A 16,134-nucleotide genomic window follows, 5' to 3' on the forward strand; every position below is an offset into this window, starting at 1 on the left:
AACCATAGTCTTGAGCAACTCGCTTAACACCAAATAAAGCTGACTTATAAAAAAGCATCCGTAATGGATGCTTTTTTTTATGACTCGGCTCATTCATTTAACCGTAAAAAACCATTAACACCCAGTAAGATCTGCAGCCATTAAGTAGAAAAGATACTTTACAAAAATAGGCCATCAATGGCTATAACATTCGCGGTTGTAGTGATAACCCCTAAATAAACCTACCTTATTCCTTAACGATCCAACCCAATATGGGCATAAACATATTAATAAATCCAACCCGATTACTGGACAACATTGAGCTAACGATTTAATCCTAACGTAACCTCAGCAGAGGTTAAGGGATGGGATAAGTTAGCCAAGATCAGAATGTTTGGTCTATTTCATATCAAACTTGTTACTTTTTTGCTCTTTTTTTGCGATTAGTCTTGCTAATAATGCCCATTGACGCATCAATAGCTAGCTTATTGCCAATCAACATCGCCATCTAAATAAGCGCCTGTTTAATAACGTTTTATTATCTAGATCTGAGGTTCGTTGAGGCGGTGATATCGACTAAAGCTATGGTATGCAGTTATTTAAATCGTGCAAATTCGTTGGTGCGATCCGGGTTTAGTAAGGACTCTATTGCAATAACGATCTATTGAATAAATGTCACTTTATCCCTTTAAGTCGGGTGTCGGCGAAATGCCACGACCGTAAGGTCACACGCTCTTATTTGGAAACAAAACATGACTTATTCGAGTAAGTGTTTGGCTTGTTTCAGCGCGATCATTTCATCTTCACTTGGGTTAAGTGCGATCACACTGTCGATTTGCATTGCTAATGATTGCCACAATGGTTCGATTACTTGTAAGTGATCGTCATTGGCGTGTACCTTAGCTAATGTGAGTAAATACGCTGCTTGCACCACATCGATACGGCCTAGAATACCGTCGGCTAACGCCACGCTTAGCTCTATCATTGCGCTAACATTGTGACCGTACTTTATAGCTTGATGTAAGTAATGCTCGGCTTTAGTGCGCTGTTGTTGGCTGGCATTGTCGTCATGCAAAATATCACTGCCGCAATATAACATTGCATCGACTTGACCTTGCTCGGCAGCTTCGCTCATCCATTGCTGACTCGCAGCCAAGTCTATTTGGCAGCCCAAACCTTCGCTCAGCATCAGGGCTAAATGATATTGTGCATTCGGATAGCCTGCTTGGGCTGCTTTATTAATCCATACAAATGCTTGTTCAAACTGCTGAGCTTGATAAAACAACACCCCAAGATTAGACATAGCCTCGGCATTTTCCGCATTGGCAGCAAGGGTCAATAAACGCTCGGCTTGAGTTAGGTCGACGGTAAATTGATTACTGCCGATAAGGTAGAAAAACCCCAGTAATGCTTGTGCTTCAACAATGTCTTTTCCGGCAGCTTTAGCAATAAGTTGCTCACCTTCGATTGGATTTGGATCGCTGCAATAGCCATGCAATAAGCTCACACCGTGCTCAAATAATGCCGCTTGATGTTGAGTGGATGCAACACGAAACCAATGTGCCGCTTGTGCAAATGCCTCTGCTGATGTTTGTTCAACGGATGCCGACGTCGCCGCGCTTTCTGTCGCGGATGTGTCAATGGTTTGCGCCAACGCGCGCTCCTGCTCTTGTAACATTAACCCTTTGGCTTTGAGTGACATTGCCACTAAATACTGTGCTTCAGGATCATTCTTCATCACTGCGCGATAACATAAATCGCGGCCAGCGTATGAATCAAATGCTTCAAATTGGTAGCGGGGTGCAGTGCCTCGATGTAAAGAGGGGTATAGCTTTACAATTAACTGCAAAATATGACGAATCGACTTTTCTGCGATGCTAATGAGCTGAATTTGGGTTAAATGATATTTTTCAGGATGGGCACCACGATTACCGTCACTGCGCAGGCGATGTAACGCCCGCACGGCAGCAACATCAATCACGCGCAGCTGATTTAACTGTTCGATGCGATCATATAAGTTGGCAGAGGTAAATGTTACATCATGCTTCTGAGCTAATTGAGCGGCTAACTTATGGGTAAAGCTTCTAATATAAACTAACGCTTGGGTTGGAATGTCGCGTACATAGCTTTTGGCTAAACGGTAATCATTGCCCAACTCAATAGAGAAACCATCAATAAACTCAATATCATTTAACAATGGTCTCTCCTTTTTGAGTATCTATAACATCTTTATCCTTCAGAGTTGTCAGCATCCGGTGTTTTACGATTGATCATATACAATCTAAACAAAGCAATATTAACGAACAAACCTAAGAACGAAAAAGTGGTTTCAACGACCAGTTGTAGCGGAAAGCCAACTTGCATCGCGAATTGTGAAAACATACCGCCTAATAGAGACAATGGCACGTATAGCATTAATACCGCAATGGTTTTAATGGTGATAGGGCCACTAAATTTAAAGCTGCTCTTAATCGCTTCAAATGGCGTTAAACGCTCAACCACCACCATAAAATTGACATAGGCTAGGCGAGAGAATAAGTACAAGCTCACTATTAAGCCAATTAACCACAGTGGCCCAAACGCCGCAAAAATCATTACTGGCGCTAAAATCGCTAAACCAGAAAATACCCCAGCCAGTAATAGCGGTGGTACAAACGGAAAGCTGGCTTTTAGTATTTGTGCCGGCGCAAGATCGTGGCCTTGAGAGCGTAACTCTAAATATAAGGTTAAGGCGGCAATTAAAAATGAAAACACCAACAATAGCACCATCATTGCAGCAGCATGAATAGCACCAAATTGCGGGTTTTCAACATCCGCTTGGATCATTTCATTACCCAGCCAAAGTTGAATCGCGACTTGGATTAACAAAAATGGCAAAGTCAGTACGGCAAGCTGACGGATGTGGTTTCGAAAAAAGTTAAATGCTTCAGCCATAATTGCAAACAATGACATGTGGGTTCCAGTAATCTATTAACGACGAATATGGCGCTTAGGATACCCAAAAAAAACGTATTTTGCACAAATCAAATTATTAAAAGATGCGATCATTTGTCGCATTTATGTAAATTAGGCTAAAATAGCATCTAAGTTTTGACATTTAGCCACATAAAAGGATACCCATTATGAAATTGGCATTATCATTAGCGATACTTTTTAGCGCCTTTATATTCTCAGCTCCAGCATCGGCGGGCTGGTTAGATAACGTGACTGAAATAACCAAAAAACCGGCAGCAGAACAAGCTAAAACAATTGACCAATCCCAAGCAACTGAGCAATCAAGTGTTTTAGTGGCTAGCGTTATGTCACAACTGGGGTTAACTCAACCCCAAGCAGAAGGCGGATTAGGGTCACTACTTAGCTTGGCCCAAAGTAATTTAGGTGCAAATGATTTCAGTCAATTAAGCGACAGCATCCCTAATACAGACGGTCTACTTGCTGCGGTACCTGCGTTAGCATCAGACAGTGGTATGTCAGGATTATTATCAAAAACGGGTGATTTAGGCACTGCGTTACAAGGTAGCGCAATGGTATATGATGCTTTTGACAAACTAGGTATCTCAAAAGAATATATTACACCTATGGTGAATATCGCTAAAAACTATCTACAGCAAAGTGGCGGTGACGGCACGGTTGATTTATTAATCAAAGGCCTAGGCTCAGTTTTATAATCAGCCTTAAGACGGTCTGACAATCATAGTGAACTTACGTTAACATTATTTAATCCCATGCTATTCGCTTGGGATTATCATTTTTGCTAGCATCGGTATGTCTAATGTCATTATAACGGAGTGATTATGATCGCTAAACTCAAGCAGTTTCTCCAATCGCATGCTCAAGAAAGTAGCCCTGAAGATAAACAGAAAAACCTCAACCTCGCGGCGGCAACCCTATTACAAGAGGTTGTGTATGCCGATGAAAATTTGGCCGCAGCTGAAGCAGCTTTACTGCCAGAAATGCTCATCAACACTTTAGGCATTAGCTCAGAAGAAGCGATAATCCTGATAGACGAGGCGAAACAAAGCCGTAAAGACGCCACATCATTATTTGAATTCACCGCCGAAATCAATGCTCAATTTAGTATTAATGATAAACAAAAATTACTGCTGTCAATGTGGCAATTAGCCTATTCCGACGGTGAACTGTCTCAATATGAAGACCAGATTATTCGTCGTACGGCAGAGTTACTACACTTAAAACACAGCGAACTGATTCAAATGCGTAATATTGCCATGGAAACTCGCTAAATAAAGCCCATTATCCTTAGTGATTACTCACTAAATACTTACGTGTAAGATGTGCTTTTTGCCACCACATAAAAGGGGCAACAACAATAACCATTACAATGGCATAAATCATATTGCTTCCAAGAGCAATACCTAAACCGATACAAAATAAGCAACCCGCAACCACCAAAGGTAAGTAGCGTTTGCTGAGTAACTTAGCAGCAGACAACATGGCCAACAGGTAAATAATCACAAAAACCCCATTGCTCCAAGCGATTAAATCTTCTAGTTCGTGAGCGCCATAAAAGGTGACAACAATGACCACTGCCATCGAGCCTAAAATAGCAAACAAGGCTCTAAAAGGCACGCCATGTGGATTTAACTTATCAAAATAGCGTGGCACTATGCCTTCTTTACTAAAGCTCCACAACAAACGCGCAGCGCTGGCAGCATACACATTCACTGTCGCTAACCCGCTAGCAATACCTAATAATCCGATAATGTAGCCACCATAGCCGCTCAATACGGTGTTTGAGAGTAAGTAATCAAACGCCGATATCATCGCTAAGCCGTCACCCTCTGTTGGCACCATAAGCAATAAAAAAGTACAGGCCAAATAAATAATCCCCACTAATACCGTCCCCATCATCATCGCAGGCAATAAGTCTTTATCGGGTTGGCGGAAATCGCCCGCAAGATGGGTCATGGCTTCAATACCTAAAAAGCTCCAAAAACCAATGCCCATGGCGAGCATAACCCCACTAAACTGCGGGTGGCTGGTATGAGCGAAGGTTTGTAGTTGATCAACATTTAACCCGCTAGCACCAAATAATATCGCTACTACCGTAACTATCAGCAACGTGAGGGCAAATTGTAATTTAGCCGACACCTGAATGCCTTTAATATTGAGCAGCAATAACACAACCACAATCAGCAATTCAGCCACTAACTGGCCAATCCCAGATATCGACACCAGTGCATCTAAAAATTGAAAGGTCATTAAAATGGCTGCTGGCGCGCCAATGGGGATGACTAACAAAAAGATTAACCCAATTGTTCGGCCTGCTGTGGCACCAAAGGCTTTTTCAATGAAGTAAGCCGGGCCAGCGGCGTGAGGGAAACGACTCGCTAACAAACCAAACACTAATGCCACCGGGATAATCGCAACCGTCAATAATAACCATGCCAATAACGAACCTGAGCCGGCTACCTCTATGGTCATTTGCGGTAAAATAAAGACCCCCGTGCCTAACAATGTGGTGGCCATTAAGCCTGCGCCTTGCCAGCGTCCGATTGTTGCTGTTATTTGATTCATTATTTTAATCTTGTGAGATATATGGCGACATTATAAGGGCAAACAGGTAAACATGATGCGGATTAATTCGCGGCTATCAAGTTTTGCTTAGGGCGTTACAAAAAAAACGGGTGTCAGCATACTTTTTAAATTCAACACAGTGGTGACCATGGTACTGAATCAATTAATATTTTAACCGCCACAACGCAAATGGTTACCGGCCAAAATATTACGATTTAAATGAATTGATGAGCCTATATGCATCCCCATTCAATACAGTAACAGTATCAAATTCGGCAGGTTATTCCTCCTAAAGCTGACATTATTACAGGATTTTGAACCACTTTAGTTAACATCCTTTTTAGCCTCGAATGCTCATTATCGACCGCATAGCATCGAGCCGTTCACTCACTCCCTTGGGGCGATGGGGCAATTTATCGACTCTCTGTAAATAATACAGCGGAAGCCATCTTCTGAAGGATTTTGTCGTTATTTTTATTATTGTTATTATTGTTCTTATTATTGTTGTTTTTATTGTTTTGATACCTTATCAAAATCATCTAAGCAACCTTATCGCAACAAAAATAATACAAGCATGAATACCGCAGTTGCTTGCTTATAACCACAAGCTTTATTTCGCAGATTTCCGATAAAAATTTGCGCTAAATCTTAGATATATAGCGAACTTGACGTTACACTAATATTTGTTTATTTATCTTTGATATGAGCCAATATGCAACAACAGACCAGCGCCGATATGAATTTGTTATGGGGTCAATTGATCTTGGAAGAACTTGCACGCTTAGGGGTTAAGCATGTCTGTATGGCGCCAGGTTCTCGCTCAACTCCGCTAACATTGGCTGCTGCTAGTCAAACCAAGCTTACGCGTCACATTCATTTTGACGAACGAGGCTTAGGTTTTATGGCACTTGGACTGGCAAAGGCCAGCAATGCCCCTGTCGCTATCATAACCACCTCAGGTACCGCAGTGGCCAATCTTTATCCAGCGATTGTTGAGGCATGGTTAACCCATGTACCACTGATTATTTTGTCTGGCGACAGACCGCCTGAGCTGATTGATTGCGGCGCCAATCAAGCCATTATTCAGCCGGCTATATTTGCTCAATACGCCAAACAAGTTAACTTACCAACGCCTGATCTTGGTTATCCGGCTAATGCATTATTAAGTACAATTGATCATGCGGTAGCGAACCAGCATCAACCTGTGCATATAAACTGCATGTACCGCGAGCCTCTATACCCAGCAGAATTGGTGACATTAGCCCATGTAAAGAAAACGGCTAGTATTATAACATCAACGTATCTTGCGCCATTAAACCAATGGTTTGAAAACACTAAGCCATTAACTCGTTATGCTCGACTAACGAGTGCAGACTTACCGACAACAGACACCTTAATGCGCTTTGTTCATGGTAAGGGCGTGATAGTGGTTGGCACCTTAGCCCCTGAAGATAATCCACAGCAAATCGTCGCGTTAGCGCAAAAATTAGGCTGGCCGGTTTTAGTCGATGCACAATCACAGTTACGTCAACATCCTGGGGTAATAGGCCACGTTGACCAACTGTTATTAAACCCTAAAGCCAACAAAAAACTTGAACAAGCTGAGCGGATACTCGTCTTTGGTGGCCGTTTTGTTTCCAAACGTTTAACTCAATATATTGCCCAGCAAACTTGGCATAGCTACTGGCATGTGGGTCAATACGGCGATCGTTTAGATCCGACCCATCAATCTAAAGAATTTTACCAGGCAAGCGTTCAAGCGGTATGCCAATTACCTTGGCCGCGATCATCACAAGCCAACTGGGCATTACAATTATTACCGCTAAATGAATCATTGGAATCACTGTTTAAACAACAGATCGACAATAAAACCTTTGGTGAAGCGCAAGTCGTACGCGCCATTGCATTGGCTCAAACGGATCAACATATACTGTTTATCGGTAATAGTTTACCTATCAGGCTCTACGATATGTATGCGCCAATTGCGACCAACACACCAGCCATTTATACCAACCGTGGCGCCTCTGGCATCGATGGGTTAATTGCAACAGCTTGTGGCGTTGCCGCAGACAAAAATGCACCGACCACTCTGGTTATGGGCGACTTATCCTGTTTACATGATTTAAATTCACTGGCACTGTTAACACAAATGACCCATCCATTTGTGCTGGTTATTATCAATAATGATGGCGGTAATATCTTTAATTTATTGCCCGTACCAAATGAGGAACTTCGCAATGACTTTTATCGGTTAAGCCATGGTTTAGAGTTTGGCTATGGTGCGGCTATGTTTGGTTTGGCCTATCGGCAAGCCGATGACATTGAATCGTTTAATCAAGCTTATCAAGAAGCCTTTGAGTTCAATTGTGCCTCAGTCATTGAAATCAATGTCAGCCCTACTCAAGCCAGCGATCAAATCGCTCAAATCAGCCAATGGGTGAAACAACATTAATGGTTATAATCAGTCGTTTTGGCCAACCACACTTACCTGCATTGTTAATGCTACATGGCTTCCTTGGCAGTAAAGACGACTGGTCTATTTTAATGCCCCGTTTAAGCCAATATTTCCATTGTATTTGTATTGATTTACCTGGGCATGGCGGTAACGAAGACACCTTAACCTCACCGGGTTTACACCAAGCTGCAGAGCTGATTGTCAGTAAAATGCACCGCATGGGTTATCAACAGTTTCATTTGTTGGGCTACTCTCTTGGGGGTCGGATAGCGCTGCATATTGCAGCTGATTTTGCCGATTCGCTACTGAGTTTAACACTCGAATCAGCCCATCCTGGGTTACAAGATGCTCAGCAACAAGCCTCCCGAGCTAAAAGCGATCGCCTCTGGGCTAACAAACTCCAGCATTTAGCCCTAGCGGATTTTCTGGCACTTTGGTACCAGCAAGCGGTATTTAGCGACTTGAGCGAACATCAAAAGCAGCAACTTATTTCAATACGCCGTATTAACGATCCGCAACGCTTAGCCAATTGTTACATGACAACCTCACTGAGCTTGCAACAAGACTGTCGAAATGTACTTGAGCGGCTCAACTGCCCATGCCATTTTATATATGGTGTTGATGATAAAAAGTTTGCTCAAGTGGCTATAGATTGGCAGGCGGCACTTGCAGGTTCAGTCAATTTACAATTACACCCATTACATGCTGCAGGACATAATATTCACAGCCTGCATCCTCAATTGTTTATCGATACCCTACTGACGTTATTGTGCTTAGATCCGCTAATGGGTTCAAAGGAGTAACAATGTCATCATCAGACGACTTAACGATAACCAGTTGCACCCTGTATCAATATCAAATTGAACTCAATCCGAGCTTACCCGTGGGTATACAACGAATTGATTTTCGCAAAGGATTAGTACTTGATATCCAACTTAATAATCAACAAACGGCTTGGGCTGAAATAGCGCCATTGTCAGGCTTGGACATTGATAGCCAGATGATAACGGGGTTTAGCCAAGAATCGCTTGATGAAGTGAAATCAAAACTGCAGCAGATATTACCCTCTTTGATAGATCAACCCTTAGTGGTATTAAATGCCATTGCCCAGCAGATATCGCTGCCATCATTGGCATTCTCATTAAGCTTATTGCATGCAAAATCAACCCATTGCCTGCCTATTATTATCGAAAATACACCGATTCAATCAGCAGTGGTGCCGTTACTTTATGATGGTATGTCGACAGCCATTATCACCCAAAAGCTACTGACACAAGCCAGCATAAACAGTGTTAAAATTAAAGTCGCTCAGACTAGCATGGCAAGCGAGATCCAATTTATTTATCAAGTACTGGCCATTGCACCACATGTCACATTACGTTTAGATGCCAATCGTGGTTTTAGCCTTGAACAGGCTATCGATTTTTTAGCGTGTTTACCAAAACACAAAATTGAATACATTGAAGAACCCTGCATTAACCCAAATGATAATCCGCAAATATACCGCCAACTAGGCATTAACTACGCGTTAGATGAATCACTCAACTTGCCTCAATTTGATCTCGATTTAGCCTTACAGCAACCCGGTTTGGGGGCCTTAATCATCAAACCTATGTTATTGGGTTCGCTGGAAAAATTGCAAAGTATGATCAGCCGAGCTCATCTCGAGGGAGTGCGTTGTATATTAAGCTCAAGCTTAGAAGCTGATATGGGCATTAACGACTTACGCTTAGTAAGCCAAGCATTAACCCCTGATGAATCGCCAGGCCTTGATACATTAAGCGCCTTTACTCAGCCAGTACTGTTAGCAACCTCAGGCTTATCGCCACAACTAAACCATCAGGTATTACAGCAACTCACTCATATTGGCCCAACACGTGATCCGAACAAGGTAGGTTAATAATGATGTCACCTTTGCATCAAGCAGCATTAACAACCCCAGATGCCATTGCGATTGAGACCTCGCATGATGGCGTAAACACCAGCACCAATTCTCATGTTAATTCTCGAATAAACTATGCTCGCTTAAGTGGTTTAGTCCGCCATGTAGTGCAACAGCTGCAATCTCAAGGCGTCAAGCATGGCGACATTGTGGCTTGTGTATCACATAATAATATTGAAATGATTTGCCTATATTGGGCTTGCGTTGATGCGGGATGGATATTTTTACCTCTGTCGCCTCGATTTGCCGATGTACAGATTAATCAGCTTATCAAACGCTTTGCTCTTCAATGGCTCTGGACCGATACCCCAAGCAAAAAAACGACCATTAAGATTAACCATTGGCTCGATATTGATTTACCTCAGAATGTACCTCAAGCAGCCAGCAGTGTTACAAAGATACCAGCGCATCAAGCTTCAAACATTATTCTCACCTCAGGCTCAAGTGGTACACCCAAAGCCGCAATGCATTGTTTAATTAACCATGTGAGCAGCGCCAAAGGGGCCGCAACCTCGATCCCTTTAACAACAACCGATGCTTGGCTATTATCGTTACCACTGTTTCATATTGGTGGGTTAGCCATTATTCATCGTTGTACCCTCGCGGGCGCCTGCATTGTATTGCGAAATCCTTCACAGTCACTGGCCGAACAGCTGCGAGGCAGTTCTATTACCCATGTGTCATTAGTGCCCACCCAAGCAATACAGATACTGCAGCAACAACCTGAAGCATTTAGCCATATTTCCGCGTTACTGTTAGGCGGCGGGGTCATAGAGTCTGCACTGATTGAGGAATTACAACACCTGCACATTAACGCTTACACCAGCTATGGTATGACAGAGATGAGCTCGCAAATCACCACAGCTAAAGCGAATTTATCCGGCCATCATGGTCGCCCTTTACCGTCAAGACAGCTTAGCCTAAAAGAGGGAGTGATTTGGGTTAAAGGTGACTGTTTATTTTTAGGCTATTTAACCGAAAATGGCTTAACACTTCCCGTAGATGAGCAAGGGTGGTTTTGTACCCATGATAAGGGCCAATTAGATTCCGAGGGTCAGCTGAGTATTTTAGGTCGAGTAGATAACATGTTTATTTGTGGTGGTGAAAATATTCATCCAGAACAACTTGAGGCGGTGTTATTAAGCCATCCTAATGTTGCCCAAGCCATTGTATTTCCGATAGACGATGCAACGTTTGGCCACTTACCTGCCGCCATTATTGATTATTGTGCAGTAGACAACAGTCATGGCGTTGATGCAGGGCATATTGCAGCCTTTGATGCTAAAAACATTGAAGTTGAAGCGATTGATATAGACGCCATTAATTTACAGCTGAGTCAGTTAGTTGAGTCAACGCTGGCACGCTTCAAGCGGCCTAGACAGTTTTTTATGTGGCCAAAAGAGGTTATCTCTGGTGGTTTAAAAGTGCCAAGAAAAAGTATTATTAGCGCGATTCTAACTCAGATAGCCGCTTCAAAAAAAGCGCAATAAATGGGGTTATTGATTGCTCAGCGACGATTGAACAACCCTTGCATCGGTCACTTTTGAATAGACTAAATTAAATTAGATTAGATTGGATTAGATTAGAGTAGATTGGAGTAGATTTAATTGACACAGATAAAGCTTCGCAAACAAAACGTCACTTTTTAGTCATAAAAAAACCTGCCGTTGCAGGTTTTAATTTATCAAAATCGAATAGGCTAGATCTTACGCTATACACGATTTAAGTTTGTTCATAGCATTCTTTTCTAACTGCCGAATACGTTCCGCAGAGACTTGGTAAGTCGATGCCAGTTCTTGCAAAGTCACTTTATGATCATCTAACCAACGCGCACGTAATATATGCTGACTACGTTCATCTAAGGTTTTGATTGCTGATAATAAACGTGTTTGAGAATCGGCTTCCCAATTGGCATTTTCAACCTGCGATGCCACATCTGAAGAATGATCTTCTAAGAATAATGCTGGGGCAAAATCTTGATGGTCGTCGTCACTGTCACTGGCTAAATCAAAAGCCGGATCTTGTGCTGCCATGCGAGACTCCATCTCAGTCACGTCAGCTTTAGATACACCCAGATTCTCCGCGACCATAGTCACTTCAGCGTCACTAAACCAACCTAAACGCTTTTTAGACTTCCGGATATTAAAGAATAATTTACGCTGTGCTTTTGTGGTCGCGACTTTCACGATACGCCAGTTTTTCAGTACGTATTCATGAATTTCAGCTTTAATCCAATGTACCGCAAAGGAGACCAAGCGAACACCAACATCAGGATCGAAGCGTTTAACCGCTTTCATCAAGCCAATATTACCTTCTTGAATAAGGTCTGCCTGTGGTAAACCGTATCCAGAGTAGCCTTTCGCAACATGCACAACAAAACGAAGATGCGACATAATTAATTGTTTTGCAGCGTGTAGATCGCCGTTTTCTTGTAAACGCTTGGCGATGCCATACTCTGTATCCGCGTCCAACATGTTAATGCTGGTCACAGACTGGATGTACGCCTCTAGACTGCTAGTGCTGTGTGGAACAGTCAGCGCCATTGATTGCGTTTGATCAGTCATTCGCTCTCCTACTACATTCAAAAATATATTTCAGCTATCTTAATACGATAAGTGAAGCTTCTTGGTTCACAACACAAGAATGCTCACCCTATTTAGCTGATGAACTATCAACTATACGACATCATATGTCAAATAAGGTTCTACTGGATGAACATTTTTACCGCTAGGTAATCACAATGCAAGTGAACAAACGTTCATTATTGGGATTAAGCATTATTATACGCCGGCTATTATGACGGTTCAATGCTACGTAAGTGCTGACGCACAGATAAATACGAACCCAACCAGCCTAAAAATGATGCCAGTAACACCAGTTTAATTAATTCTAAAAATGTTAACGACTCAATGGTTAATTCACTGCCATATAAACCCAATAATTCGGCTAAGGCACTATCGATATACCACACTAACAGGTTGATAATTAGCCAAGCCAAAATGCCACCTATAACGCCATACCAAATCCCGGTATACAAAAAAGGACGTTGAATAAAGGCTTCCGTCGCGCCCACTAACTTCATCACTTCAATTTCAGCTCGACGGTTCATAATCGCAAGACGAATAGTGTTGCCAATCACTAATACCACCGCGAGGATCAGCAAGGCGGCAATCGCCAGCACGGTTTTCTCAAGTAATTTAAGCAATGCTTGCAAACGCTCTAACCATTCAATATCTAAACGACCAAAGCTGACTTCTGGTTCGCGCTCTAATTTTACCAGTAGCTCACGCGCCCCTGCCGGACTCGAGTATTTAACCGAAGGGGTTACGGTAACCACTGCAGGTAAAGGGTTCTCATCTAAGTATGCAAGTGCCTCACCAAAACCTGATAAACGCTGAAACTCTTCTAATGCTTGCTCACGACTAATATACGTCACGGATTCAACTTCTCGGAAGACTTTAATACGCGACAATAAACTTTGAATAGATTGCTCACTGCGGCCTTTATTAATGAATAACGAAATTTCAGCAGCACTGTTCCAAGACTGGGTGATGTTTTCAGCATTTTTAACCAGCACCTGTAATGCGGCCGGTAAACTTAAACTCACGCCCAATACTGCCATGGTCATAATTGATGACACTGGATTACGCCAAAGTTCACCCATACTCGAGGTGCCTTGCTGCACATGACGAATAAAAAACATCACAATACGGCCACTTAAGGGTAATTTACTTTGAGTAATATTCGGTTTTTTACTCATCGTATGTACTCCCCTTCAGAGGCAGAGCTTTCTCCACCGAGCATGCGTCCTTGACGCAGAGTAAAAGTACGATACTTCATTCGCGCAATAAGGCCTAAGTCGTGGGTGGCAATGAGGACACTGGTCCCCGAGTCATTAAAGGCCTCAAATAAACGTAAAATATCCATCGATAATTTAGGGTCTAAGTTACCTGTCGGTTCATCAGCCAATAATAATGGTGGTTTGTTAACAATGGCGCGGGCAATACCCACACGTTGCTGTTCACCACCAGAAAGCATTATCGGCAAATGACGTTCTTTGCCATATAAACCCACCATGTCGAGTGCGCCAGCCACCCGTTTACGAATTTCGCCATGGGTGAAGCCTTCAATCACTAACGGTAAGGCAACATTGTCAAATACGGTTTTATCCATCAGCAAATGATGGTTCTGGAAGATCACCCCAATATTACGGCGTAAATATGGCACATGTTTAGGTCCCACATTGGCAATGTTATGCCCATTAATGGACACCTTACCTGCCGTGGCACGTTCAATTACGGTAATGAGTTTGAGCAAGGTACTTTTACCGGCACCTGAATGGCCGGTTAAAAAGGCCATTTCACCTTGTCGAAGATGAAAATTGACATCCATGAGGGCCTTTTGACCACCAGCATAGATTTTACTGACCTTCTCAAATTGGATCATAAATTATTGGTCCGTTTTATCCTGGCTAAATAATGCTTCAATAAAGTCATTGGCGTTAAAGGTACGCAAATCATCAATTTGCTCACCGACACCGATATGACGGATCGGAATAGTAAACTTATCGGCGATCGCAAAAATGACCCCGCCTTTAGCAGTACCATCTAATTTACTGATGGTAATACCCGTCACGCCAACGGCTTCTTTAAACAACTGTGCTTGGCTAATGGCATTCTGACCCGTGCTGGCATCTAAGGTTAACATGACTTCATGGGGGGAATCTGGGTCGAGTTTTTTCATGACACGCACGACCTTCTTCAACTCTTCCATTAAGTGACTTTTGTTTTGTAAACGCCCCGCGGTATCGGCGATTAATACGTCGACTTTACGCGCTTTAGCGGCTTGTAAGGCATCAAATATGACTGAAGCACTATCAGCGCCGGTATGCTGTGCCACTACCGGAATATTATTGCGCTGCCCCCACACTTGTAACTGTTCAACAGCCGCCGCGCGAAAGGTATCGCCCGCAGCTAACATGACAGATTTACCTTGGCTTTGATACTGTTTAGCCAGCTTACCAATAGTGGTTGTTTTACCAACACCGTTCACTCCGATCATTAAAATAACAAACGGACCGTTGGGATTTTCTGGGACCAAAGGCACTGCAACCGGATCGAGTATTTTTTGCATTTCTTCCCGCATTAAATCATAAAGCGCTTCCGCATCTTTAAGTTGTTTGCGCGAGGCATGCTCGGTCAGGCTTTTAATTAATTTAGTGGTGGTTTCTACGCCCACATCGGCAATTAATAATTGTTCTTCGAGTTCTTCAAATAAGTCATCATTAATTTTTTTACCGCGAAATAAGCCAACAAAGCCCGATCCAACATTCTCGCTAGTGCGCATTAAACCGCGTTTTAAACGCGCAAACATGCCTTCTTTCTTAGGCTTAGCTTGAGGTTCCTCTTGCTCTTCTAATGCGATTGACGCTGTGGGGATATGTTGTTCGGCTAACTGCAGTTGCTCTGCTGCTAATTGTTCTGTCGCAAGACGATCCGCTTCAATGCGAGCAAGTTCTGTCGCTTGAGCTTGTTGCTCTGTTGCCAGCTTTTCGGCTGTTAATTGTTCTGCCGCAAAACGTTCCGCTTCAATACGAGCAAGTTCTGCCGCTTGAGCTTGTTGCTCTGCTGCCAGCTTTTCGGCGGCTAATTGTTCTGCCGCAAGACGTTCCGCTTCAATGCGAGCAAGCTCTGCCGCTTGAACTTGTTGCTCTGCTGCCAGCTTTTCGGCTGTTAATTGTTCTGCCGCAAGACGTTCCGCTTCAATGCGAGCAAGTTCTACCACTTGAGCTTGTTGCTCTGCTGCCAGCTGTTGTGCGACTAATACTTCAGCGGCTAACGTTTCCGCTGCAATATGCTCGACATCGACACGGGCTTGTTCTGCACGTTCATTTTCAAGACGCTCGGCTTCTAAGCGCGCAACGTCATCCGCTTGCTTTTGCGGCTCAGCTTGTTGGGTTTGATCTTTAGCCTCTGTTGCAACGTCATGCTCCGCATCAACGTGTTGTTCTTCAACTTCAGGGGCGGGCTTATCTTTACGAAACCAGGAAAAAAAACCTTTCTTTGCCATGTTTGCTACCAGTTTTATATGCTTAAAAATTCAGTTGAAACCGTTTGTTGCATCTCTCACCAGTAAAATGATCAATACTCACATTTAATCACAAGTTTGATATAAAATAACGACGGTTCAGATTGTGGCATAGTCTACCACTTTCTTTTTT

13 protein-coding genes are annotated in these 16,134 nt (G+C 42.9%); 6 read left to right on the forward strand and 7 right to left on the reverse strand.

Annotation, left to right across the window (positions count from 1 at the left end):
- Positions 1–736 precede the first annotated feature (736 nt).
- Positions 737–2,176: a DUF4145 domain-containing protein gene (locus AAEZ02_RS01480; RefSeq protein WP_351088018.1), complete on the reverse strand. Its 1,440-nt coding sequence runs from the start codon at positions 2,174–2,176 to the stop codon at positions 737–739.
- Positions 2,177–2,208: 32 nt separating this feature from the next.
- Positions 2,209–2,931, reverse strand: coding sequence for a hypothetical protein (locus tag AAEZ02_RS01485; RefSeq protein ID WP_124012701.1), 723 nt, complete (start codon positions 2,929–2,931; stop codon positions 2,209–2,211).
- Positions 2,932–3,101: 170 nt separating this feature from the next.
- Between AAEZ02_RS01485 and AAEZ02_RS01490 the strand changes: the two genes are divergently transcribed.
- Positions 3,102–3,647, forward strand: a complete 546-nt coding sequence (locus tag AAEZ02_RS01490) for a DUF2780 domain-containing protein (RefSeq protein WP_124012702.1) — start codon at positions 3,102–3,104, stop codon at positions 3,645–3,647.
- Between the two features lie 126 nt (positions 3,648–3,773).
- Entirely contained in the window at positions 3,774–4,223 is a 450-nt protein-coding gene (locus tag AAEZ02_RS01495; protein WP_124012703.1) for a tellurite resistance TerB family protein, read from the forward strand.
- Positions 4,224–4,239: 16 nt separating this feature from the next.
- Here the strand turns inward: AAEZ02_RS01495 and yjeH are convergent, their stop codons facing one another.
- Positions 4,240–5,517, reverse strand: a complete 1,278-nt coding sequence (gene yjeH, locus AAEZ02_RS01500) for an L-methionine/branched-chain amino acid transporter (RefSeq protein WP_351121690.1) — start codon at positions 5,515–5,517, stop codon at positions 4,240–4,242.
- A 712-nt stretch (positions 5,518–6,229) separates the two neighbouring features.
- On the opposite strand from yjeH, the gene menD reads away from it, so the two are divergent.
- The 4 genes from menD to menE are packed head-to-tail and all read left to right on the forward strand — an operon-like array spanning position 6,230 to position 11,404.
- Positions 6,230–7,969 (forward strand): 2-succinyl-5-enolpyruvyl-6-hydroxy-3-cyclohexene-1-carboxylic-acid synthase, encoded by a 1,740-nt coding sequence (gene menD / locus AAEZ02_RS01505; protein WP_351121693.1) that lies wholly within the window; start codon positions 6,230–6,232, stop codon positions 7,967–7,969.
- The gene (gene menH / locus AAEZ02_RS01510) at positions 7,969–8,775 is read left to right on the forward strand and encodes a 2-succinyl-6-hydroxy-2,4-cyclohexadiene-1-carboxylate synthase (protein ID WP_351088014.1); all 807 of its coding nucleotides are present in this window, start codon (positions 7,969–7,971) and stop codon (positions 8,773–8,775) included. The genes menD and menH overlap by 1 nt, the downstream gene beginning before the upstream one ends.
- A 2-nt stretch (positions 8,776–8,777) precedes the next feature.
- Positions 8,778–9,872 (forward strand): o-succinylbenzoate synthase, encoded by a 1,095-nt coding sequence (menC, locus tag AAEZ02_RS01515; RefSeq protein ID WP_124012707.1) that lies wholly within the window; start codon positions 8,778–8,780, stop codon positions 9,870–9,872.
- 2 nt (positions 9,873–9,874) lie between these two features.
- Positions 9,875–11,404 carry an o-succinylbenzoate--CoA ligase gene (gene menE / locus AAEZ02_RS01520; RefSeq protein ID WP_124012708.1) on the forward strand — a complete coding sequence of 510 codons (1,530 nt, stop codon included), beginning with the start codon at positions 9,875–9,877 and terminating at the stop codon, positions 11,402–11,404.
- A 216-nt stretch (positions 11,405–11,620) separates the two neighbouring features.
- Here the strand turns inward: menE and rpoH are convergent, their stop codons facing one another.
- The 4 genes from rpoH to ftsY form a co-directional block, all read right to left on the reverse strand.
- Positions 11,621–12,478 (reverse strand): RNA polymerase sigma factor RpoH, encoded by an 858-nt coding sequence (gene rpoH, locus AAEZ02_RS01525; protein WP_101033144.1) that lies wholly within the window; start codon positions 12,476–12,478, stop codon positions 11,621–11,623.
- A gap of 230 nt (positions 12,479–12,708) precedes the next feature.
- The gene (gene ftsX / locus AAEZ02_RS01530; protein ID WP_124012709.1) at positions 12,709–13,674 is read right to left on the reverse strand and encodes a permease-like cell division protein FtsX; all 966 of its coding nucleotides are present in this window, start codon (positions 13,672–13,674) and stop codon (positions 12,709–12,711) included.
- A complete protein-coding gene (gene ftsE, locus AAEZ02_RS01535) occupies positions 13,671–14,360 on the reverse strand; it encodes a cell division ATP-binding protein FtsE (protein WP_124012710.1) in 690 nt (229 codons plus the stop codon). Before ftsE ends, ftsX begins: the two co-directional genes overlap by 4 nt.
- Positions 14,361–14,363: 3 nt before the next feature.
- Positions 14,364–15,983 carry a signal recognition particle-docking protein FtsY gene (ftsY, locus tag AAEZ02_RS01540; protein ID WP_124012711.1) on the reverse strand — a complete coding sequence of 540 codons (1,620 nt, stop codon included), beginning with the start codon at positions 15,981–15,983 and terminating at the stop codon, positions 14,364–14,366.
- Positions 15,984–16,134: the final 151 nt, after the last annotated feature.

It is taken from the genome of Shewanella sp. T24-MNA-CIBAN-0130 (assembly GCF_040310185.1).
GTDB classification, from domain to species: domain Bacteria; phylum Pseudomonadota; class Gammaproteobacteria; order Enterobacterales; family Shewanellaceae; genus Shewanella; species Shewanella psychromarinicola.